Origin of the sequence: Vibrio sp. LB10LO1 (assembly GCF_010092875.1) — a bacterium.
GTDB classification, from domain to species: domain Bacteria; phylum Pseudomonadota; class Gammaproteobacteria; order Enterobacterales; family Vibrionaceae; genus Vibrio; species Vibrio campbellii.
In genome coordinates this window covers 163,290-187,704 of record NZ_JAADJW010000008.1, presented here as the reverse complement: position 1 = coordinate 187,704, position 24,415 = coordinate 163,290, and the positions used below count along the sequence as shown (strand labels likewise).

At 45.2% G+C, this 24,415-nt stretch carries 15 protein-coding genes and 1 pseudogene; 9 read left to right on the top strand and 7 right to left on the bottom strand.

Annotation, left to right across the window (positions count from 1 at the left end; all coding sequences use genetic code 11):
• Positions 1-116: 116 nt before the first annotated feature.
• From GXP65_RS08380 to glgX, 6 genes and pseudogenes are all read right to left on the bottom strand, one after another.
• The gene (locus tag GXP65_RS08380; protein ID WP_005449600.1) at positions 117-353 is read right to left on the bottom strand and encodes a hypothetical protein; all 237 of its coding nucleotides are present in this window, start codon (positions 351-353) and stop codon (positions 117-119) included.
• Positions 354-668: 315 nt separating this feature from the next.
• Positions 669-1,142, bottom strand: a pseudogene (locus GXP65_RS08375) (sulfite reductase subunit C); the annotation flags it as partial.
• Between the two features lie 75 nt (positions 1,143-1,217).
• Positions 1,218-2,009, bottom strand: a complete 792-nt coding sequence (cobA, locus tag GXP65_RS08370; protein WP_162092532.1) for a uroporphyrinogen-III C-methyltransferase — start codon at positions 2,007-2,009, stop codon at positions 1,218-1,220.
• Positions 2,006-2,164: a hypothetical protein gene (locus GXP65_RS25030; protein WP_009706538.1), complete on the bottom strand. Its 159-nt coding sequence runs from the start codon at positions 2,162-2,164 to the stop codon at positions 2,006-2,008. Before GXP65_RS25030 ends, cobA begins: the two co-directional genes overlap by 4 nt.
• Positions 2,165-2,419: 255 nt before the next feature.
• Complete coding sequence (locus tag GXP65_RS08365; protein WP_162092541.1) at positions 2,420-4,141, bottom strand: diguanylate cyclase; 1,722 nt, start codon at positions 4,139-4,141, stop codon at positions 2,420-2,422.
• Between the two features lie 257 nt (positions 4,142-4,398).
• Positions 4,399-6,366 (bottom strand): glycogen debranching protein GlgX, encoded by a 1,968-nt coding sequence (glgX, locus tag GXP65_RS08360; protein ID WP_162092531.1) that lies wholly within the window; start codon positions 6,364-6,366, stop codon positions 4,399-4,401.
• A 445-nt stretch (positions 6,367-6,811) separates the two neighbouring features.
• On the opposite strand from glgX, the gene lamB reads away from it, so the two are divergent.
• From lamB to GXP65_RS08335, 5 genes are all read left to right on the top strand, one after another.
• The gene (gene lamB, locus GXP65_RS08355) at positions 6,812-8,020 is read left to right on the top strand and encodes a maltoporin LamB (RefSeq protein ID WP_162092530.1); all 1,209 of its coding nucleotides are present in this window, start codon (positions 6,812-6,814) and stop codon (positions 8,018-8,020) included.
• Between the two features lie 156 nt (positions 8,021-8,176).
• Entirely contained in the window at positions 8,177-9,007 is an 831-nt protein-coding gene (locus tag GXP65_RS08350; protein ID WP_005429214.1) for a MalM family protein, read from the top strand.
• Between the two features lie 163 nt (positions 9,008-9,170).
• Positions 9,171-9,689 carry a glycosidase gene (locus GXP65_RS08345; protein WP_346265900.1) on the top strand — a complete coding sequence of 173 codons (519 nt, stop codon included), beginning with the start codon at positions 9,171-9,173 and terminating at the stop codon, positions 9,687-9,689.
• A gap of 89 nt (positions 9,690-9,778) precedes the next feature.
• Positions 9,779-11,401: an alpha-amylase family glycosyl hydrolase gene (locus tag GXP65_RS08340; protein WP_162092529.1), complete on the top strand. Its 1,623-nt coding sequence runs from the start codon at positions 9,779-9,781 to the stop codon at positions 11,399-11,401.
• 344 nt (positions 11,402-11,745) lie between these two features.
• Positions 11,746-13,365 (top strand): endonuclease, encoded by a 1,620-nt coding sequence (locus tag GXP65_RS08335; RefSeq protein ID WP_162092528.1) that lies wholly within the window; start codon positions 11,746-11,748, stop codon positions 13,363-13,365.
• Positions 13,366-13,498: 133 nt separating this feature from the next.
• On the opposite strand, the gene pulA is transcribed toward GXP65_RS08335, so the two are convergent.
• Positions 13,499-17,485, bottom strand: coding sequence for a pullulanase-type alpha-1,6-glucosidase (gene pulA, locus GXP65_RS08330; protein ID WP_162092527.1), 3,987 nt, complete (start codon positions 17,483-17,485; stop codon positions 13,499-13,501).
• Positions 17,486-17,994: 509 nt separating this feature from the next.
• Here pulA and GXP65_RS08325 point away from each other — a divergent pair.
• From GXP65_RS08325 to potE, 4 genes are all read left to right on the top strand, one after another.
• Complete coding sequence (locus GXP65_RS08325) at positions 17,995-19,200, top strand: SEL1-like repeat protein (RefSeq protein WP_162092526.1); 1,206 nt, start codon at positions 17,995-17,997, stop codon at positions 19,198-19,200.
• A 473-nt stretch (positions 19,201-19,673) separates the two neighbouring features.
• Positions 19,674-20,120, top strand: a complete 447-nt coding sequence (locus tag GXP65_RS08320) for a helix-turn-helix transcriptional regulator (protein WP_009706527.1) — start codon at positions 19,674-19,676, stop codon at positions 20,118-20,120.
• 710 nt (positions 20,121-20,830) lie between these two features.
• A complete protein-coding gene (gene speF / locus GXP65_RS08315) occupies positions 20,831-23,011 on the top strand; it encodes an ornithine decarboxylase SpeF (protein WP_162092525.1) in 2,181 nt (726 codons plus the stop codon).
• Between the two features lie 65 nt (positions 23,012-23,076).
• The gene (gene potE, locus GXP65_RS08310; protein WP_005437812.1) at positions 23,077-24,387 is read left to right on the top strand and encodes a putrescine-ornithine antiporter; all 1,311 of its coding nucleotides are present in this window, start codon (positions 23,077-23,079) and stop codon (positions 24,385-24,387) included.
• Positions 24,388-24,415: the final 28 nt, after the last annotated feature.

Below are 24,415 nucleotides of genomic sequence, written 5' to 3'. Positions count from 1 at the left end.
TGAGAGCCTACTCTAAGCGTAGGGCTTGAGAGTGAGGCGGACCATATAATTAGCCGATGTACTGAGAAGCATCGGCTTTGTTTTTTGTCGTTGTGACCGTCATGGGTTTGGCGGGTTTATCGCAATAAGAAGTAAGGCGTATTAACGTAAGCATGTCCCGCTGATATCGCATAAGGCAGTACGACTTTGCCAACGGAGACTGCGGTGTTAACCAGTGGTTGAACGTTGATATTGGCATTCATCAAAGTAGGACGAACGTTGGGTGCCAAGCGATAGTGACCGGGCGTTGAAACGCAGCCAGAAAGTGTCGATGTAAACAGTAGTGCGATGATGATTGATTTGATGGCTTTCATAGTGGTGACTCTCAAAATGGTATCTTGGCTCTGGTTTTGTTTGTTGGGATGAGCCTTGGTTGAGAGGAAGATTGCCTGAGTCGAGCGAACGGCACCATCAATGCTGAACAAGTCATAACGCACAAGACTAAAAGTAACACTAGGCGTTACTATGTATTAGGTTTTGCGAGGAGAGTCCCTATTAAAGATCCCAAAATGAGATTTTTCAGGCTTTGGAAGGGAGCGGGAAACAGTAAAAATAGCCAGAATGAAACCGCCCATTCTGGCTTGGAGCCCAAATGCGAGTGCTCAAAATATAATATGGAGGCAGATTGCCTATTTCACGTGCATGTTCGCTACGTATTCATCTTCTGCCCAATACATACGTTCGGCGACTTTGGCTTCCGGATTTAGGCTAACGCCATCTAAGACGCGCTCTCTAAAACGCAAGTAGCCGCCTTTATCAATTAGATGTTCCATGTGGAGGTAAATCGGCTTACCGCCCAACATCTCTTTTTCAAATTCGAACAGATTGTCGATGACAGGGTGTAGGACGTCTTCCGTTACCCAATTAAGGAACATCTTGCCAACGCGAGGGGTCTTCTTCGAAGTTCGACCGCCCAGTTTGACCATGTAGAATTGTTTTGGATCTCGATGCCAAGCCAGTGTTGGGCAAGCAAGTACGCATTCGCCGTAGCCAATGCATTTGCTTTCTTCCTTCACCGCTTTACCGTCTTTGAGTGACAAGCAATCTACTGCGTGGTGCGCACAAGCTTTGACACAGGCGCCATCACCTTATAGCTCTGACGTAACGCCTCGATCGCCGAACCCATTTGCTGAGTAGTTAAAAACTTAGGCATTGTTCTATCTCGTTATTTTCAAAAACTAGTGAATCGTGCGTTCTAAACAGGGCTCGGCGGTGGACTCAAACCATTCCAGTGACTGTGAAAGGGAAACCACGTCTCCCACCACTATGATTGCTGGCAGTGGTGGTTTTTGCGTTTTGCAGGTTTCATACAGTCCGGCTAAGGTAGTAACGATCTTGTTTTGATTTTCTCGTGTTCCATTGCTGACGATGGCGCAAGGTGTATCTGGCGCGAGACCGTGAGCAATGAGGTTGTCTGCGATCGCTTCTGCTTTGTGTAGCCCCATGTAGAAAATTAGGGTGTGGTCGATGGCGGCGAGTGCGCTCCAATTCGGTTCGCTAGCATCATTACAGTTTCGTCCCGTTACCAAGGTGACACTCCTCGAAACTTGTCTATGAGTGACCGGTATCCCCGCGTAAGCGCAGCATCCAAGTGCCGCAGTTACACCCGGTACAACCTCATAGTTGATGCCTTGCTGTGTTAAATAGGTCGCTTCCTCACCGCCTCGACCAAATACAAACGGGTCGCCCGCTTTTAGGCGACATACCGTCAGACCTGTGATTGCGTAGCCCTTCATCATTTCGTTGATTTCTGCCTGCGTTTGCGAACACTTACCGTAGTGTTTACCCACGCAGATCTTTAGGGTTTTTCGTGGGATGACGTCCAAGACTTCTTCCGAAACCAGATGGTCATAAAGCACGACATCAACGCGATTAAGCAGACGAAATGCTTTAATGGTAAGCAGCGACGCATCGCCTGTGCCTGCTCCAACCAAATAAACCTGACCATAAGATGGATTGGATGCCTTCATGAGAAAATACCCCAAATCAATACAACGAATAGGATGGCGGCAATAACCCAATAAAGAACTTGATGGACGTTATCGCTGACCCAACCTAGCTCTTCTAACATCTCGCTAGTCAGGTCTAAATTTATCTGCTCTACGTAATCGTCCAGTTCTTTCATTTTCAATTGGCTTCGTGCAATCCCCTGATGCATTTAAGGTTATTGATGAGAGCCGTTAAGTTAAATCAAAGAAAAATAAACACCTGTTCAGAACTGATTAACGAGAGGGTGTTTCGAGGCAGAATTTGAATCGGTCAAAAGACTGAGGAAAGAGAGAAGTGTCGTGTCAGGCTTTGTGATTTAACTGATTGTAATAGAGATAAAAAAGCCAGAGCGATATCTGCTCTGGCTTTGTCGTTTTTCGTAAGAAATTCGCTATGCTGCTTTGAGATGGCAGACGCGATTCTTGCCCAATCTTTTTGCTTGATAAAGTGCTTTGTCAGATTGCTCCACTACATGGTGATAGCTGGTCTCTAATGGTGTAAACCCAACACTTGCCGTAAATCGCACATCGCCACAACCCAATGTGAGATGGCTTCTTTGCAGCGCGGTTAGGAAGTTATCAAGCTGATGTTTGGCATCAAACTCGTCATTGGCTTGGAACACGATGGCAAACTCTTCACCACCATAGCGCGCTAAACAAATCCCTTTTGGTTTAGGGAAGCAATCGCGCATCACTTCTGCGGTCTTTTGGATAACTAAATCACCGACTGGGTGGCCGAATTTATCGTTGATGTATTTGAAGTTATCAATATCGACCATCGCGATAAAACGGTTCTCTGAATGAAGCTCTCTCGACACTTTTGCTGCTAAACACGCTTTGTTTTCGAGCTGTGTCATTGGATCTTGATGGCGCAAACGGTCATGCAATTTCAGGTTTGCCAACGCAACTTGGGCGTAGTTCTGAATCAAACTGAGCACGCATTTGTAGGTTGGGAATCGGCAACTGACGTAAGTCACGCCAAGCAGCTCTCGCCCATCAAATAAAGGAATGCAGTAGTGATTACTGTTGATCTTGAGCTTTTTCGTCAGCTCGTCGCCGTACTTCTTACTGCGGTATGTCAAAGCAATTGGGGAGAAACGCGCCGCAAGTTTAGCGTCGGTTAAAACGAGCTTCTTGTTGCCATGGTAATCAAGGGTGTAGAAGCTGTGATTTAAGCTGTCGTAGACACAGAACTGTATGCCTTTGTGGAAGCAGAAACGATCTAATACACGCTTAAGTTGGGTTTTAAAGTCGCCCACGTTGTCTGTGCCATTTAAGCGCGCGAGTGACAAATGCAGTTGATAGGTTAGATAGTTAATGCCAATTGCGAGTGCCAACAGGGAAGCAATCACACCTGCGGTAAGGGTAAATGGATAGCTGCTGTTGAGGATATCGGCACGGTCTGTCCCTGCGACAAACACCCAGTTCAAGCCGTTGTCTGCATCGAAGACCGAGATCTTAAAGTTATCTTGGTAATAGTACTCGTGTTTACCAAACAGCAGCCCCGTTGCAACTTTGTCACTGATACCGCCATGATAGCTGACGGAAGGGTCACCAATTCGACTTGGGTCAGGATGAAATACTAAGCGCTCGGTGTCTCTGTCTACCACGAACACATAACCTTTGTTCAAAGTTTTAAGGCCACGTAATTGCTGAGTGGTGTGGAGAAGATCGAACTCCAGCCAAAGTTGGTATTTAAGGTCTGGGTTATCGTGCTTTATCGCGAAGACCCAGCGTTGCTGCGGGTTTTGATATAGCGAAGAGATAGAGAATTTGTCGCTGACGGTATCCAGCTTATGCCATAAGATCTTGCTGGTATCTGCTTGTTTTATTTGACCAGAAAGACCATAAGCCATGTTGCTATCTTTCGTGGTGTAGAGAATGTTGGAGTACTGTGGTGAGTAATCGATGATGCCTTGGCTTAGCTCGCGGAAATCAGGATCATTGAGATCTTGTTTGCTGGCTTTTAGCGCGGTTTCTAATAGGTAAAATTTGCTGAAAGCGGCTTCGATTTGAGAGTGGATCAGCCGCTCGGCGGTGATGATATTGGTTTGAGATTGCCGATAAACCATCGACTCAGAATCGACCAACTGAGCATAGGCCAGATAGACCATAACACCTGCGAGGAGTAACAGGTAAGGCCGCAGAATGCGGATTAAGAATTTAGGTAAAGCCATGATGCCAAATTACGTTGTAGATATTATAAATGTGATTTGGATAGCAATATTAGATTAGTTTCATTTGCGTATCAATGCGTATGGTGTGCTATTTGGCCCAGTTGATGGATCTCTACTCGAAATGTCGATAAAACAAACCCAGCGTGTTGCTGGGTTTATCAGAGTTTGTGGGAATAAGCTGCGGTTTGGGTCAGCTAAGCTTTTTTAGTTGGCTGATAATGTAAAATGGCCATCGAAGTCGGAGAAAGCAGTACCTCGCCCTCTGCATGACCTGGGTTTAGGTTGCGTACATTGGTATCGCACACCGTTACCCACTCTTGACCACGCTCACTTGGCAGCTTGAAACGCGCTGGCGCGTTGGTTTGGTTGATCAAGTACACCAACTCTTGTCCTTCTTTGCCAATTCCTAGATGCAGCGCTACCGAGCTTAAACGGTTCCAATCGTCGTGTTCCATCAAGCTGCCATCAATGCGACGCCAGAAGATGCGGTTGTTATTACGATTTTCACCACTAAAAGCACGAATGAATGGCACCATATATTGATTACGGTTTGCCACCATTTGTGAAATCCACGCTTTGAAATCTTGCTTGCGCTCAGAAGTTGTCCAGTTCAACCAGCTGGTTTCGTTATCCTGACAGTAAGCATTATTGTTACCACCTTGAGTATGAGATAGCACGTCTGCAGTCAGGATATGAGGTATACCGAACGCGAATAGCAAGCTAGCAATCAAGTTGCGCTTTTGCTTTTCGCGTGTGGCGATGATCATAAGGTTCTCTGTTTCACCTTCAACGCCATAGTTTTCCGAGCGGTTGTCACCGTGGCCGTCGCGGTTCTCTTCACCGTTCGCCTCGTTGTGCTTCTGTTTGTAAGACACCAAGTCTTGCAAGGTGAAGCCGTCATGATACGTGATGTAGTTGACTGTGAGTTTATAAGGCCAGTTCGCTGCGCTGTAGATATCACGAGAGCCCATCAAGCGAGTCGCAAACTCTTTCAGATAGCCTTGATCACCCCGCCAGAAGCTGCGAGAGATGTCGCGCAGTTTGTCATTACATTCGTTCCAACCAAATGGGAAGTTACCCACTTGGTAGCCGTTAGGGCCAATGTCCCAAGGTTCAGCGATCAGTTTGGTTTCGCGAAGAATGGGGTCTTGCGCGACGGCTTTAAAGAACGCTGCTTCTGGATTGTAATCATCGCCTTGACGACCCAACGTCGCTGCTAAGTCGAAACGGAAGCCATCGACTTTAAATTCGCTGACCCAGTAACGCAGCGTATCCATAACGAGGTTAAGTGCAGGTTGGTAAGTCATATCAACCGTGTTGCCGCAACCAGTGAAGTTAGCAAAGTGCTGACCGTGCTTGATATAGAAGCGTGGATCGAGCGCTTTCAAGTTAAATATGGTTGGGCCTTCTCCGCTCTCGGCTGTATGGTTGTAAACAACATCAAGAATCACCTCAATGCCGTGTTTATGCAGCTCGCGGATGGTGGTTTTAAGTTCGGTGACGGCGTCCTTCTCTGCGAAACGTGGATCGGGCACCATGAACAAGTATGGGTTGTAACCCCAATAGTTCACCTTATCCATCTTGAGCAAGTGAGGCTCATGCATACACGCTGCCACGGGTAGCAATTGCAGCGTATTGATGTTTTGCTGTTTGTAAAACGCCAGCATTTCTGGCGAAGACAACCCTAAGTAACGGCCTTTGGTATCACTGGCGACCTCTGGGTGCTGTTGAGTTAACCCTTTCACATGGGTTTCGAATAGCACCATCTCTTCGCGTGGTATTCGCGGATGATCGGTGTCTTGCCAATCGAAGTTATCTTCAATCACGACACACTTGGGCATATCAAAGCTTTTTGCAGGGGAGAAGGGAGGTTGGTAGTGAAGGGCTTTATCAATCGACTTTGCGTAAGGATCGGAGATCAGCAAAGGTTGGTCTTGATGTGTCACTACATAGCCATACTTTTGCCCCGGTTTAATGTCTGGGATGAAAGTATGACGAATGCCTGCATATTCGCTTGGCAAGTCGTGCAGCTCATAGCTACCGTCTTCCGCAAATAGCGCAAGTTGAATATCTTTACTACTCGGAGCGTGAATAGAGAAGTTACAACCTTCTTTACTCACAGTTGCGCCGAGTGGGTATGGGCGAGAGTGAAGTTGTGTCATCAGCGAATCTTTTTTTAATTTTATTGCTACCTTTAAGAAACTATAAGTAAAAAACTTTGTCTTACTAAGGTCAACCACCTTATATCGAAAATTATCACTGTAATTAAATTACTTTCTACGACCTATTTTTGACAAAAATATGAAATGGCTATCACTTTGTAGCGGCCATAAACTGAAGAAACTTACTAATTCCTCCCTAGATTGGTGATCTGACTCGTAAAAACACCATTCGGTAAATTTTCTCATCCCTTCTCATCCCCCCTAAATTAGTTTGGGGTGGAGGACGTCATCCTTGTACGCCTTGGGTAATCTTAAGACTGTTGAAACAAACGGGGACTTGTTCCCATCTTACCTCTCTTTCTTTAGGTGCATTTTTACTGCCTATATGTATCTAAAAGAGTGAGCAGGGAAGACAGAATTATAAATACCCTTAATGGAGTTAAGAATGAAAAAAGTAAGTGCAATTGCAGCGGCTGTTGCTGCAACTTTAGCTGCTGGTTCTGCGTTCGCAGTGGACTTTAATGGTTACTTCCGTGCTGGTACTGGTATCAGTGCTGAGAGTGGTGGCGATGTGTCATTCATGAAAAACGGTGTTGGCCGTTTAGGTAACGAGGACGACAATTACTCTGAGTTTGGTTTTGCAGAAGACCTAAAAACAGGTGACCAAACTTGGCGTCTTGAGTCTATGATTGCATCAGGCGTTCAAGGTGCTCAAGGCTGGGAAGATGGTGACTTCAACGTTGCACAATTTGCAGTTAAAGCTAAAGGCCTAATCGCTTCTGATAAAGACGCAACGCTATGGGCTGGTAAAACTTACTACCAACGTAAAGATATCCACATCACTGACTTCTACTTCCTAAACACTTCTGGTACTGGTGGTGGTATCGAAAACCTTTCTGTAGGTAACCAAAAACTGTCTCTAGCAATTATCCAAGACGGTGAAGATGAAAACGGTGCAGGTTACATTGCGGACGCTCGTCTTGCGAACATTGGTCTTTGGGAAGATGCATCTCTTGAGGTTGCACTAGCATACAACTTCTCAACAGAAAGCAAAAATGGCAAATACGATGGCGATGATGGTCTGCTTGCAAGTGGTATCATTCACCAAAACATGAGCAATGGCTTCAACCAAACTGTAGTTCAAGTTGGTACAGCTGGCTACGGTATTCAGATGGCAAACTTCTGGGGTGCTGGTGCATATTACGACCGCTCTGGAGACCAAAATGATGGCTTCGGTTACCGTGTTATTAACTGGGGTGTTATGAACCTTGGCGAAAACTGGGAAATGGGTCACCAGTTGGCTTACCTAGCAGGTTCAGATTTAGGTACAGCTAAGTACGACTCTAGCCAGTACTCAATTGTCGCTCGTCCAATGTACAAATGGAACGATACTATGCGTACTATTTTTGAGGCTGGTTACAATGCTGGTGAAGTGGATGATGTTGACTTCGGTGGTGCTAAATTTACCGTAGCTCAAGCATGGGCAATGGGTGACAGCTTCTGGGCTCGTCCTGAAATCCGCGTATACGGCAGCTACCTGATGGATCTAGAAGACGATAGCTTTGGCGAAGTGAAGAATGACGCTGGTGTAGTAACAGCTGCTGGTACAGATAACGACTTTGTTGTTGGTATCCAAGTAGAAGCTTGGTGGTAATCGAGTAATCTCTTAGTTATCTAGCTGTCCTATTTAAATAGCCGACATCAGTCGGCTATTTTTCTAAGGGGTTTTGAAAAGTTAGACGTTTCAGCAAAGTCACTCTAAGATGCTTTAGTGCAAAAACCTTTAGAAAAATAACTAGAAGGAAAAAGTATGTACTTCCGTGCCCTCATGTTAAGTGGATGCGTCGCGCTTGCTGGCTGCCAATCCACTGAAGTTATCGAACAAGTTCAAGTTGCTCAAGCACAGCAAGTTGACGCTCTATCTGAGCTTCAATCGGTGAAAATGAAGCTTCCAAGCTCTGCCATTGTAGACATCACTTCTCAGAGCCAAGTGCTGAAATATCAGGGTATCGACAGCCGTGTAGCGGTATTCGAGCTGCCTGCTGACCGTGGTGAGTTCGCGATTAAAATTACCAGTCTGATTGAAGATACGGCTTTTGTACCACGTGCGATAATCGTTGATAAAAACGGTAAAGAGATCGAGAACTATGGCAAAGCGGAATTTGAGTACACAAAACCTCGCCTTCACCTTGGAAACCGTTTAGTCGCTGAAAAAGACTTCTTCCCACCTGTGGGTTTAGATTCTGTCTACCTAATTGTTTACACTGACCAGTCTGACCTTGGCGGTTTTACTGATGTCATTCACCCAGCGCGATTGGACGCTGAAGCTCGAGGCAACTACTTGCCAGAAGTGAAAGACATTCCAGTACCAAACGGTGACACAGGTAAGATTGAAGTGTCGATTGACCGCGTAAGCTTCTTCTCAATTGGTTCCTCGAATAGTGAACCAGTCGCTGCTCCAGTTGTGGCTAAGTCGGTCGACTCAGTGCAACCTGAAACCCAAACTTACTACCACAATGCGATTAAAGCAGCAGTGAAAGCAGATGATATTCCTAAAGCGTTGAGCTTACTTGATGAAGCAAAAGCGTTAGGTATTGAAGGTGCGCAAGAAGTATTTGTTAAAGCAGTAAATACAAAATAATTAAATTAGAAAAGCCGACCAATAGAGTCGGCTTTTTATTGTACATTTAGTTATCTTTTTCACAGATTACATTATTAATATTTAAAATTTAATTAATTTCGATTCATAATATATCCAGTGCTAATTAAATTAGTACATTGTTGAATAAAAATAAGGATATAACGTGAAACAATTAATTATAAATACAGCATGCACTCTGGCTGCTGTTTCTATCTTATCTGCTTGCTCGTCAACATCATCAGAAAATACTGCTCAAGATGAAGTAAATAATGCGGTGGCATTAACAAGCGTAAACCTTGATATGATGACAAACTGTGCTCTGCCGGATTCTGTAGAATTAGGCCCATTGTCTAAAGATATCTTTGTTGTTGGTAGCTTCCCTAATGCCGATTGGAAGCATGTTGTACAGCGTAAGTTAACCTATAAAGGAAACAACGTTTATCAAGTGGTTACCGATGAAGTCGCTGGCAAATATAAAATGCAGTACGCTGCTGAACAATGGAAGCCACAATTTACAGCTAAGGGCAAAAAGTTAACGGTTGGTCAATTAAATGAGTTGACATATGGTGGCTACGGTACGGATACGAAATTAGAGATTAAAGAACCAGGAAAATATGTGTGGAGCTTGGAGTTTAAAGATAATGGCTCTCCTTACTCGATCATGATTTCTAAATGCCAATAATATTCCATTCAGTTATTTAAAATTTGTTTTTTATTTATTAACCCTTGCATGGGAAACATGTTGGGGTTAATTTTATTTGGGAGAGTTTAATGCGCAACGTAAGATATAAAAAACTATTTGGCCAATCGCTTTTAGCCTTGAGTGTGGTTGGTGTTTTATGCGCGTGTAATTCCTCTGGCGGAAGCGACAATGGCAGCACGCCACTTCCTGATACAAGTTATGCTTGCCAAGCGAATGTAATGGAGCAAAGCAATCAGCTTCGTACTTACCAAATCATGGTTGAGAGCTTTGTTGATGGTGATTCGAATATCGGCCATGGCACAGGTTACGGCACCAGCCATCACAACGGTGATCTTCAAGGGATTATTGATTCGCTTGATTACATCCAAGACTTAGGCATGAATGCGATTTGGTTGACGCCAGTTTTTGAATCGGAAGCCATTGATGGGCAAGATCATTGGGCCGATCGTTTGGATGCAACGGGCTACTTTGCTACGGATTATTTTAAGATTGATCCTCGCTTTGGCGATTTAGAAACGGCGAGAACCTTAGTTGATGAAGCGCACAAACGCGGCTTGTATGTTTTCTTTGATGGCGTGTTTGGTCATCACAAAGAAGGGTTGATTAAGCCGTCTCCATCGGGTTTATTACCTTCTGGTTCGAGCAACCCTGTTGACTATCCAGCAAGCTTGGATTTCTATAAAGAAGTCGCGACTTACTGGGTCAAAGAGCTAAAAATTGATGGTTGGCGTTTAGACCAAGCTTACCAAGTCCCAACCGACGCATGGACTCAAATCCGCAAAGCGGTGGATGAAGCCTCGCAGAGTGTGACTTACACCAACGCGGAAGGTGATCAAGTGAATCCACTGGGTTACATGGTCGCTGAGATCTGGAAGGGCGAGTCAGAAATTGCGAGTGACGCATATGGCGCGGCTGACGATCCTGCGTTGTGCTCGGCATTTGATTTCCCAATGCGCTATCGCGTGGTGGAAGCACTTGCTGTCAATGAGAGCGGTGTTGGCGGTCGTGGTGTGGATTGGCTAGACAATGGCTACCAAACACACAACCAATATCCGTCTCATGCTCAGCCAAACTTGATGATTGGCAATCACGATCTGGTTCGTTTTGGTGACTTGTTACAACGAGGCGGATTAGCAGATGTGAACGATGCTGAATACTGGCAACGTCACAAAGCCGCGTTTGCATTCCAAGCGGCTTACACCGGACCAATCACTCTCTATTATGGAGATGAAATCGGTGACCAAGTTGATGGTTTTGCAGCAAAAGAAGACAACAATACGTGTGCGGTTCGTGGCGTATGTGATGATCATGTCGCTCGCAGCAGTGCCAAGGTTGAAGGCGTAACTGCAACCTTAGATGCTAACCAAGTTGATCTGAAAAACTACGTTAAGTCATTGATGAAAATGCGTGCTGGTCATCCTGCTTTGTATCAAGGCAGTCGCACTAACTTGGTAGCAAGCAATGGCAGTTATGTGGACTTGAAAGCATCTGGCGATGATCAAGTCTTATTTGCTTTGAATACCTTTGAGAGTGCCCGCAATATTGTGCTGACAGAAGCGCAAATCGGGAGTAATCAAGCGCTGGTGGATTTAATCACTAACCAACAAATCACACAAAGTAACGGGCAATACCAGATCCCGATGTCATCATTACAAGGACGCTTCTTCAAAGTGACGCCAAACACTCAATAAGTCATTCTCAATCAAGATAACCCATACCAAGCCAAGTGTTGTTCTCTACCCCAATAGAAACGCACTTGGCTTTTTTTATCGCTTTGTCTAAGATGCCGCTCTTTTTAGTCATCAGTGGCGATATTCCACTTTGAGGTCCCGCCTTGTTTCTTTACATCTCTTTGTTTTTGATAGCACAACCGTCCATGCAGAAGTGAAAGAAACAGTACGCAGTTTGTGAGATGTGCTGCACGATAATGAGAATATTCACATTCATGCAACGTCAAACTGTGATTCAAGGCTTACCCATGTGTAATTGTTATGTTTATCTTCTTGGGGATTTACATAACTAATGGAAAATTATAATGAAATCCATAACGAAAACCCTCTACCTCTTACCTCTCATTTGCTCTCCAATCGCCTATGCTGAGGTATTGAATGGAGACTTTGAACAATGGAATGGGAATGCGCCAGCGCAGTGGTCTGTGATTGATTCTGGTATTGCCGTTTCACCAACCAGCAATCCGCATAACTCAGGTGGCCTTGCGGCTCAAGTGATTGTAAATACAGGTACCCAAAGCAACACCGACTTTTTGCAAACCATTAATGTGGAGCAGGGGAAAACCTACCCATTTTCAGTCTCGGTTTACCATACTGAAGGTCATGTTAAAGCGCGTTTGGTGGTTGATGGATACCACGGTTACTCTAACCCTCAGCAAACCAATCAGTGGCAACAAATCACCTATAGCTACACTGCATCATCTAACAAAACGATCAATGTCGGATTACGTTTTTATGATGAATCTGGCTTTGATGGTTCCGAAGTTGTTTATGTCGATAACTTTCAGCCAAACCAAAATGGTGGCACTCAGCCTCCGGTAGAAAGCTGTAATGACAACGAAGTTTTACTGACATTGAACACCGACAGTTATGGCTCAGAAACCAGCTGGGAACTGAAAGATAGCCAGTCACAAGTTCTGTTTTCAGGCCAAGGTTTTGAATCTTCGAAAACCTACGAAAAAACCATGTGCTTAACGAATGGTGACTACCAATTTACGATCAGTGATAGCTATGGTGATGGCATTTGTTGTAGTAACGGTAATGGTTCATACACCTTAGTGTTCGGTCAAACCACGTTGGCGTCAGGCGGTGAATTCACAAAATCGCAAACCACGAACTTCATCCTTGGTGATGCAACGACACCACCGCCTGTAGTTGGCGAGTACTATAAAGCCGCAGAAGGCAAAACAGGTTTTGAGTTGAAAACAGCGCTGTTTAACATCATCAAGGATCACACAGGGCGCGGTTACTCTGCCATTTGGACCTTAGTGAAAGAAGCGGACATAGACAACTACTACGAGAAAGACGGCTCCATTCTCGATATGTATTCTGAAAAACCATCTGGCAGCGATACAGTAAGTTTTACCAAAGTCACAGACCAATGTGGTCAATACAGAACTGAAGGCGATTGCTACAACCGTGAACACTCATTCCCTAAGAGCTGGTTTGGTGGCAAGATTGAACCGATGAACTCTGATGGTCACCACTTGTTTGCAACCGATGGCTATGTGAATGCGAAGCGCAGCAACTGGCCATTTGGTGAAGTGGGTAACAGCACTTACGTATCAAGCAATGGCTCAAAAGTTGGTTCAGCAAGTTCTACTCTGGGCTATTCAGGAACGGTATTTGAGCCTATTGATGAGTTCAAAGGTGATTTTGCTCGTGCGTATTTCTACATGGCGACGCGCTATGAAAACGTCATTGGCAATTGGGAAAGCAACTCTAGCAACTCTGACGCGGTATTGAACGGCACGAAAACGACTGTCTTTGAACCATGGATGCTGAACATGTTGAAACGTTGGCACAAAAACGATCCTGTTAGCGCGAAAGAGATTAGCCGTAACCAAGCGGTGTTTGAATTCCAAGGTAACCGCAACCCGTTTGTGGATCACCCTGAGTTTGTAGAGATGATTTGGGGTAATTAATCCTAAACCATCAAAAACACGAAAGCCGCCTAAGTTAAACACGTTAACTTGGCGGCTTTTTCGTGTCTGTTAAAGCACAAAAAAGGGGAGGTTTTACCCTCCCCAAACTAGCACGTAATTGTGCCTACTGTTTTTAGTTCTGAGTCACCGTCACGATTGGCGCTGCTTTATCCGCTGCGTTGAAGTGGAAGTTGTAGTTTCCATCTTCTGCTAGTGTGATGCTGATGTTGCCACTTGAGCCACCCGCTTCCATAGTCAGTGGTGTGCCAAATTCAATCGCGCCTTGACCACCAAAGTTGGTTGCATCTGCCCAGTCAGAGCTCGCTACTTTCATATCGAATGTGCCCGCTTTTAGATCGATGTCTAAAGAGTAAACATCATTCGCAACGTAGCTGAATTTTGCTGTCTCTAGTGCTGCCCAGCTTGCATCGGTTACATCACCACGTAGGTAAAGTGCTGTTTCGCCGAACGTTGGTGCATCCGCTGATTTAGTCACTGATACAACAGGCTTTTCTACACTTTCATCTTGAGCGTGTAGTGCGTTCAGAGTGAAGTTGTACTTACCTGTTTCAGCAACTGACAACTTACAGTTACCTTCTGAGCCTAAATCTAGTGAACCAGACGCTTGCTCTGCCGCATCACAACCAATGTTTGGATTTGCCCAGCCAGAGTCCGCAAATTTGAACTCGTGTTCACCAGCTTCAAGAACGCCAGTTACAGAGTACATGCCGTTGCCGATGAAGGTCATTGCCCAGTCACTGTTGTCCGACCAATCGTTCATTGTACCCTTAACGTAAACGACGGTTTCACCGTAAGGAGGAATGCTCGATACGTCTTTGTTGTCAGTGTTTACTGGTAGACCTGCACCTTGAGCGCCGTTTTGTGGTTGAACAAATACTGCTGTTGTTAGTGCTGGAACCGTAAAGGTTTCGCCTGAGAAGCTTGCGCCTTTCACACGGCTATCTGCAGAGTCTTTTTGAACTTCATGCAGTTCGAAGCCAGTTGCACCTCCAACTTTGAACGATTTCGTTTCTGATGTTGAGTTCACTACTGCCACGATTGCATCGTAGTTGGTATCAAGATCTTTACCTGCTGATACACCGTCATCAATAGACATGACGATCAAGCCTTCCACTTGGTCTTTGCCTACGTTGCGGAAGTCAACGCGGTTCATGACTTCTTGAGCAGTATCTAAACGGAACAGTTCGCTTGAGCTACGGATAGTCAGTAGTTCTAGGAATTGTTGCTTAGTTAGCTCGATATCGTCAGTGTTTGGCATCGCAGTACTGTCAGCAACGATAGTTTTGATCAACTCCCAGTTTGCACCGTCTTTGTCTTCACGAGGTAGACCGACGTTCCAGTTGTTGTCGTTACCGTCGAAGTAAACGCGGTTGAACCAGTCACCTGAATCGTAAGAGTCACGCTGCATTGATTTCGAACGCAGTAGCTCAGAACCCATGTGGATGAACGGGATACCTTGACCAAGCATTACCGTAGATAGAGACACAGTTTGCATACGTGCGCGGTCAGCAGATGAAGTGCCAGTCGCGATCTTGTACGCGTTGTTGTCCCATAGCGTTTGGTTATCGTGCTTAGATACGTAAGAGATGTTCTCAGAAGGGATCTTAGTGTAACCCGCTGGCGCACCGTTATAGTCTACGTTCTTACCAAGTTTAGTCTCACCTTCGAAGTCTAGAAGAACGAATTCTGCTAGGTTACCTGCCATACCTAGACGTACTAAGTCTTGGTTGTGTAGACGACCGTTTACCGCTTCTGCGTCTGTCTTCGTTTCTTCGTTCGGGTAACCTGCGTTACCAAAGCCTTGGTTAAAGCGAAGTGGGTGCTTACCTTCAGAGTCCACACCGCCATCGAATGGGCTACCACCACGAACCGCGTCACGTAGACGGTCAGAGAAGGTACCGATGCCAGTGCCAGCCATGTTGATTTGTGTTGCTTGGTCGAAGCGAGCGTTGTTTGCTACTTCACCGAAGTCCCAACCTTCACCGTAGAATAGCGTGTTTTTATCGACTTGTTTAACGCGCTCCAGAGCGTATTCCATCAAGTCTTTTGGTTGGTGTGCCATCAAGTCAAAACGGAAGCCGTCAACTTTGTAGTCGTCCGCCCACACAAGCAATGAGTCAACCATCAGTTTACCCATCATCAAGTTCTCAGTGGCTGTGTTGTCACAACAAGTTGAGTTCTCAACGCCACCCGTGTTCACATTCAGACGGTGGTAGTATCCTGGGACGATCTTATCTAGGACAGATTTTTCGTTTACGCCCGATGCATTAGTGTGGTTGTACACCACGTCCATCACCAGCTTCAGATCCATTTTGTGTGTCGCTTGAACCATTTCACGGAATTCAAGGATACGTTTAGAACCGTTTGGATCGGTCGCGTAGCTGCCCTCTGGCACAGTGTAGTGGAATGGGTCGTAACCCCAGTTGAAGCTGTCTAGCATGCGTAGATCGTTCATCAGTGCTTGTGCTGCACCCGTTGCTGGATCGTAGCTGTTTAGTACATCTTCAATGATTTTAGCGTCGTCTTCTGTTTCACAGATTGAAGCCGCTGGTTTGATGCCACATAGCTTGCCCACGGTATCGGTGATATCAACGCGGTTTGCTGCGTTTTCGTCAACCGTTGCAATATCGAACGCTGGAAGAATGTGAAGTGTTGTTAGACCTGCGTCTTTCAGTGCTTGAAGGTGAGTAACTGACTCACGCTCAGGCTCTGTCAGTGCAAGGTACTTACCGTTTAGAGATTGCGTGCCTTTAGTATCGCTAAAGCTGAAGTCACGAAGGTGTGATTCGTAAAGAACGTGGTCTTCATCTTTTGCAACCGTTGGGCGGTCGTAGTTATCCCACTCTGCTGGTTTCAACGCAGCGCTGTCTAGATCGACAACTTGTGAGTACATTGAGTTTTGCGACAAGCTTAGCGAGTAAGGGTCAGTCACTAGGCGAGTTTCAACAACACCAGTCGTTGGGTGATAAACCTTCACTTGGTAACGGTAGAATTTGTTCAGTACGTTGCCTTGCGCTTCCGATTCCCAGATACCTGTTTCTGGGTTCTCAGTCATTGCAACTGTCGCTTCTTCCGCAAAGTTCGCATCGTAGATGATTAGGTCAACGTCTTGCGCTGTTGGTGCCCAAAGTTTGAATGTTGCCGCGCTACCTTCAACAATTGCGCCCAACTCTTCACTGATTGCATTACCTGCATCTTCATCTGCAAATACGGCATCAAGCACGCCTGGTTTTTGTACTTCAGTAGCTGAAGTCACATCGCCATCGGCATTGTAAGCGACCATTACGATTTGTGATTTCAAAATCGTACGTAGTGTCTCGGCATTCACGTCAATACCCGCAGCTTGTAGGCTAGCAAGGTGACGGAAGCGCTCTTTTAGTTCATCAGACAAGTCGCCAGCTTTTGTCAGCTCAACCGCTGTACCGCCAGTGATTTGCTTGTCTTCATCCATCTTGATGTCATTGGTCAAGCTGTAGTAAAGCTTCATTGAGTCAGCGCTACCTGCCGCTTCCCAAGCGATGGTTTCAGCGTCTAACCAGTGGGCTTTTTGGCCATCGATGTCTACTGGGCGTTCTTCGATTGGCTCGTAGTAAAGCTCGCTGCTGCCATGGAAGCCGAATAGACCTTGTGATTCACCTAGCTTGGTCAGTTCCACTTTAGAGTTTGCGCTGCCGAAGGCTTTTTCGTCGCCTTTGTGCAGAATGAAGTTCATACAGTTATGTGGGTCAGACGCATCTGGATCGACTTTAAGCACGTAGTACGCACCGTAAGTGTCGCTGATGCCATCGAATGGAAGTGGTGATGCCCAGTCTGTACCGCCATCAGCAATCCCCATTGCTTCTAGGTCAGTACTGGTACAGCCTTCACCATTCCAAAGGTGCAGACCCCAGCCATCGTAGTCGTTTGCTGTTGAAGCTGATGCTACGTCACGTTTGTAATAGATGACAACTTCGTTCTCTCCCGCAGGGTGTAGGCCAGAGCCCGGGTTCGTTGTGTCATCGCTAGAGCTATCACTGCCACAACCGCTGATAACCGCTACGGAAATCAAAGGCAGAACGGTTTTGGCGATCGCTGATAATTTAAATGTTTTATTGTCCACGTTTACAAATCCATTGTTATTGAATTGATAATAGGTTGGCAAAATGCCGAAAAGGAAATGTTCAACTAGATGCTAATACACTGAACTATCAGCAAAATGTGAAAGCAGGCCGTTAAGTTTTTTACAAGTGAAAATTTTCTATCACAGTAGATTTTGTTCACAAATTAAATAATAAATCTGTCGCATAGTGAGATATCGAGCACAGCCTAATGATGTAAATTTTTATAGGAGGAGAAAGGGGGGATGATAGGGGATGAGAATATCTAAGCCCCAAAACTGTGACTCATTTCTATAAAATTTGGGGTGTTATTTTTTATCTAAAAATAAGTGGCAGTGATATTAACGAAAAAGCCACCATTCGGGACCAGTAAACTTCAGATTTTACTCGATTGGTCGTTATATAATAGAGCGTTGCGTGCTGTGGTTAATGCAGTCGCACAATCACTAAGAATTTTGAAGGTTTCCCAAAGCGGGAAGCCACGATGGGCTCTGACCTAAAGAGGCGGTTTATGAGTAGTATGGGCATTGCTATTGCAGCAACTGGCCTTTCACTCATCCTGATATTTGTTTGGATGATCTCGCTGTCGATGCGTAAACAACGCCTCGAAGCTGAGAGGAAAGCGCGCGAGGCGGCGTATCGAAAGGCGATGCAAAAAGCGCGAGAGCAAGAACGTAAAGAACGTGCGTTTAAGGCGGAAACGGGCCATGTGCCGACCATTCTCTATTTAGCAAAAGAAGCGGAACGAGAAAACATCAAGCAAGCTCTGTATTGGTACGACAAAGCCGCCAAACTGGATAACGTTACCGGCATGTACGGTGTCGTTCGTTTGGCAGAGCGTATGCGTGAAGACGTGATCTTAAGAGAGCAAGCCAACTTTTGGCGCACGGCGATTGCGGGCTTAGAGGGGGATGTTGAGGCAAAGTTTGCCACTGGTAAAGCGCTCGTATTTGGGCGTGGTACAGAGAAAAACATTCCCAAAGGTCACCAATTAATCGAAGAAGCTGCTGATGAAGGCTGTATTCCAGCCATGCTATATATGGGTGAGTGGCAGTTGTCACCAGAAAATACATCAGGTCAGCTAGCAGATGCCTTATTTTGGTTTATGAAAGCCGCAGAACAAGACAGTGCGGATGGCAAAATCCAAGTTGGCCTTTGTTACCTCAATGGCATTGGTACTGAGAAGAGCATGGTAAAAGGCTGCTACTGGTTAGAACGAGCAGCAGAATGTGGCAGTGCAGAGGCCATGTATCATGCTGGTGAAGCTTGGAAAGACACGGGCAAAACAGGTAACGCGATTGCTTACGTTTGGTTGTTCTTGTCTGCGAACATGGGGTATGAGCCTGCGAGAGTTGTGCGCGATGAGGTTGCCAGCAACATCGGTGTCGATGTGGTGGTTGGCTTACAATCAATCGCTAAGCCGCTACAAAGAAAGTTAGCGTCTGGTGTTGTGAAGAAGCATTCCATTATTCGTGCATTGAACAAGGTCTACAAGCGTGAAGTTTACTTCCCTGGTGAAGAGGAGCTAAACGAGCTGCTCAGTGAGGAACATCATGATGAAGCAAGCCTCCTCGGTGACACTCCAGAGTTGAACTTTGAAGCGGAGATGCCTGTTCAACAAGAGTTTGCTTCTCCACCGAAACAACCTTCCAAAGAAGTGCTCGATTTTACGCAAAACTTTTTACAGCCACAGAATCTCAACAAGCCTCATTCGTGAGGCTTTTTTATCACTCAAATTCTTCTTTATTCTATCGCTTGCATAATTGTTGAGTGATCTTTATGCAAAGCTTCAACAGAATTTTACTTGCCACCAATCTATTCTTATATAAACCGATAAATAGAGGGAAATCCCCCCTTGCTGCAAATACATGAATTAAGCTCAAATCCGTTATTATTGATTAGCTCGTACTATAGCTATGAAAATAATTTGTTAGCTTAAATTGTGTTTTTCTAATGACACTCATTAATTTAACTAATATTTGGTATTAAGTTTTATATTACTAAATCTTAATTTCTATTTTTGGTTTCAATTAGTGTCTGTTGATCTTTAACTAAATTAAGCGCAATATACCAAAAAATAAAAATAGCGCACACTCTGCGTATAAATACAGTAAGAAGCAACCTGTTATTATCCTTTTCAACATAAAGGGGCAACGTCATGCTCTTTTTATGTCCATTAGAGATTTGTGTATGTTGAGAATCATTAGTGCAGATAAGTTCATCTCTTCTAGGTTTATCTTGGAATACAGCAAAGTGGAATTTGCATCTTTGTTGGGTGTTTCCGTTGCTAAGATAACCAATATAGAGAACGGCAAAACATCGATTCCCCCGGTGTACGATTACGCCATCAATCACTTGCTTAGTGAGCACCCGTTTAAAGACAGTGCGATGGATGCCTTGTGTTCCCATGAAACGCTTAACTTTGCTCGCCGTGTCGATGTAAACAGTAAGGTGCAACGCTTGTCGTGTAAGCGCTGTGATAGCCGAAGGCTACATGTGATGGCTGGCATGAGTGGCCTGTATTTTGTCGAATGTATGGACTGCAAGCACACCATGTATTCGTCAGGTAACGCGGTGAAACGGTATCAATTGTGGTCGAATAACGGCGTTAAACTCGATAGCCATTTGTTCGATTAGACTGGCTCTCTACGTTTATCGAAGAAAGCACCAAAGAAAAAACAATAACGTGAAAAGCCATCAGCAGAAATGTTGATGGCTTTTTGTTTATACCCAAGTAACCTCGATATGCTAGGTTCAGCGAGACTGACTTGGTTTGTAGACGCGGCGGCGATTTAAAGGTTTAGTGGGTCTAAATCGAGAATCGGCAACAAAGTATACAAGCCAAGGCAGCTCGCCCTTTGGGAGCGTGTCATTGACCCGATTGCTGCGTCAAACAACTTGGAAAGAGCTGGCTATTACACTGCGTTGTTTTCTTTGCTCTCGAATCAATGACAACGCTCTGAATCCTGCATCTTGAAGTTACTTGGGTATATAGTTTATAACTTGTTAAATATAAGCGTATTTATTGTGTTTTTTATTGCTAATAAATCAATCTAGTTAAATATAGAGTGATGAAAATCGCAAAATTTTATTTTCTTTTGATTCCTTTTTTAATAATAACTGGTGAGGTCACATAATTCTTCACCTGAATTCAATTTAAACCAAAATTCAATATCATTGGCTTATCGAAAGGAAAGTGATAAAGATCGCGAAATTTTATTTCGAGAAAATAAGAGTTTTAATTATGAACGAATAATCACGAAATTTGTTTTTTGAATTTTAAATATTAATTTCACTTGTAATATCTGTGCTTGTCGTCTTTACAGAACAAATAAGAGATATTTCAAATGAAACGTTTAATTATCGGTGTTAGTAATTACATGCCAGAAGACTTCAGTTTATTATCTGAATCTTTGGATGAGCAATTTAACCGAACTTTAAAACCACTTGAGCACGTCGAATTAACTGACGTTGGCGCTGCAATTATTACTTCTGCAGATATTAAGGCTGGTCTACACAAAATTATTTCTGAAACGGGTTATGGCATTCCGGTTTTCTTAGTAACAGATGAAAACCCAGTTTCAGCAGAAGATTACGTATGGTTAACCGGCGTTATCGATTTGGAAAGACAGTCAATCGAATACTACGGTCGCCAAATCAATGAGGCTGTCACCAAATACGAATGTCGCCTACTTCCACCTTTCTTCAAACAATTGACTCACTACGTGGAAATGGGCAACTCTGCATTCGACTGTCCAGGACACCAAGGCGGTCAGTTCTTCAAAAAACACCCAGCGGGTAAACAGTTCTACGATTTCTTCGGTGAAAACCTATTCCGTAGTGACTTGTGTAACGCGGACGTTGATTTAGGTGACTTGCTGATCCACGAAGGTTCTGCTCACCAAGCTCAAGCGCACGCAGCAAAAGTGTTCAACTCAGACAAAACCTACTTCGTACTTAACGGTACTTCGGCTTCAAACAAAGTGGTTTGTAACGCGTTAGTAACCGAGGGTGACTTGGTGATGTTTGACCGTAACAACCACAAATCAAACCACCACGGTGCATTGATCCAAGCGGGCGGTATGCCAGTTTACCTAGAAACGGCACGTAACCCTTGGGGCTTTATCGGTGGTATGGATGAGCACTGTTTTGATGAAGAATACATCCGTGCTCAAATCGCGAAAGTGTCACCAGAGCGTGCTCGTGATGAACGTCCATTCCGTCTTGCGATCATCCAATTGGGTACTTACGACGGTACCATCTACAACGCACGTTACGTGATGGATAAGATTGGTCATCTATGTGATTACATCCTATTCGACTCGGCATGGGTGGGCTACGAGCAGTTCATTCCTATGATGAAAGACTGTTCTCCACTGCTACTGGATCTGAAACCAGAAGATGCGGGTGTGATTGTGACTCAGTCTGTTCACAAGCAACAAGCAGGCTTCTCTCAAACCTCGCAAATCCACAAAAAAGACCACCATATCAAAGGTCAGGCTCGCTACTGTAACCATAAACGCTTCAACAACGCGTTTATGATGCACGCGTCTACTTCACCATTCTATGCGCTGTTCTCAGCATTGGATGTGAACGCGAAGATCCACGATGGTGAAGCGGGTCTGCGCCTATGGCGTGATGCGGTTAAGACTGGTATCGAAGCACGTAAAGAAATCCTGAAAAGTTGTGAGCTGATTCGTCCGTTCATTCCTGACCAAGTGGATGGTCAACCATGGGGCAGTTACGACACCGATCTTATCGCAACTAATAAGAAGTTCTTCATGTTCGAGCCAGACGCAAACTGGCATAAATTTGAAGGCTACGGTGAAGGTCAGTACTTCGTTGACCCATGTAAATTGCTACTCACTACAGCCGGTATTGCTGAAGATGGTAGCTACGCAGACTTTGGTATTCCTGCAACGTTATTGGCTAACTTCCTACGTGAGAACGGCATCATCCCTGAGAAGTGTGACTTGAACTCTATCTTATTCCTTCTCACTCCAGCAGAGGATATGGGTAAGATCCGTCATCTTGTGGCGCAAATTAACCGCTTCGAAAAATTCATTCGTGATGACGCGCCGCTAAACATCGTGCTTCCTCGCGTCTATGAAGCGAACAAAGAGCGTTACCGCGGCTACACCATCCGTCAGCTATGTCAGGAAATGCATGACATGTATAAAGAGCTGAATGTGAAACAGCTACAAAAAGCGATGTTCCGTAGCGAATACTTCCCAACTATGGTGCACAAACCAGATGTGGCAACACGCAAATACTTCCGCGGCGAGTGTGATTACTTGCCTCTGAAAGAAGCGGTAGGTCGTGTCGCAGCAGAAGGTGCGCTTCCTTACCCTCCAGGCATTATCTGTGTGATCACGGGCGAAATCTGGACTCAACAAGTGGTCGATTACTTCTTATCTCTAGAAGAAGGCATCAACCGATTCCCAGGCTTCGCACCAGAGATTCAAGGTGTGTACCTAGAAGACGTCAATGGTCGCACCACCGCCCATTGCTACGCCCTTAAAGATTAATCTACCCCGTTCGCATCGTGACTTGGTTGTCGCGGTGCGAACCGTTTATTCGTGGAGAATAATTTATGAGTACTGAAACCAAAAAAATGTCGGTGGTGCAGCTAACCATTCTGACATTCATTAACATGGCTGGCTCGGGCATCATTATGCTGCCAAGTAAGCTGGCGCAAGTGGGCACGATTTCGATTCTATCTTGGCTGATTACTGCGGCGGGTTCATTGGCATTGGCTTATGTGTTTGCAAAATGTGGTCGCTTTAGCAAACGTGACGGTGGTATGAACGGTTATGCGTCGTACGCGTTTGGTAAATCGGGTGCGTTTATGGCGGGTTGGACCTATGGCTTGTCATTGTTGATTGCCAACATTGCGATTGCGATTACCTGTGTCGGTTATGGCTCGGCTTTCTTCGAAGTGACCTTGTCGCCAGTCGAAACCTGTCTGTACACCATCGCTATCCTTTGGATTTGTACCTTCGCTAACTTTGGTGGTGCGAAGATCACCGGTCAAATCGGTTCGTTTACGGTCTGGGGCGTTATCCTTCCTGTGTGTTCTTTGGGTATTGTTGGTTGGTTCTACTTCAGCCCAACCATGTACGTAGAAGCGTGGAACCCACACCACCTACCATTTGGTGAAGCGGTAAGTGCTTCGATCGCGATGACACTTTGGGCATTCCTAGGTCTTGAATCGGCTTGTGCGAACTCAGAAGCAGTAGAAAACCCAGAGAAGAACGTACCGATCGCAGTATTGGGCGGTACGCTGATTGCGGCAGTGGTTTACATTGTTTCAACCAACATCTGTTCTGGTATCGTAGCGAACTCTGAACTTGCTGCCTCTACAGCGCCATTCTCAACAGTATGGACAGTGATGCTAGGTTCTACGGCTGGTAAAGTGGTTGCGGGCATGGCGGTTCTTGCTTGTGCAGGTTCACTACTGGGTTGGCAGTTCACTATCGCGTCCGTATTCAAATCATCTTCAGACGCAGGCTTCTTCCCGAAACTGTTCTCACAAGTTGATAAACGCGGCACACCAATCAAAGGTATGGTGGCCATCACGGTTATCCAATCGGTGCTTTCTTTAATGACTATCTCGCCAACATTGAACGAGCAATTTGAAGCGCTGGTTAACCTCGCGGTAGTGACGAACGTTATTCCTTACATCCTATGTATGGGCGCAATCTTCATCATGCAGCAAGTGGCGCACGTGCCTGAGCGCGAAATGAAGACAACGAATATCATTGCGTTAGTCGGTTCTCTATACAGCTTCTATGCGTTGTACGGCTCTGGCTACGAAGCCATGATGTGGGGTTCAATCGTTACATTCCTAGGTTGGAGTGCGTACGGCCTGATTGCTTCTAAGCATGAACCTCTCGTGAACTAGTTTTTTCAATCGAGCCTTCCCATACGCG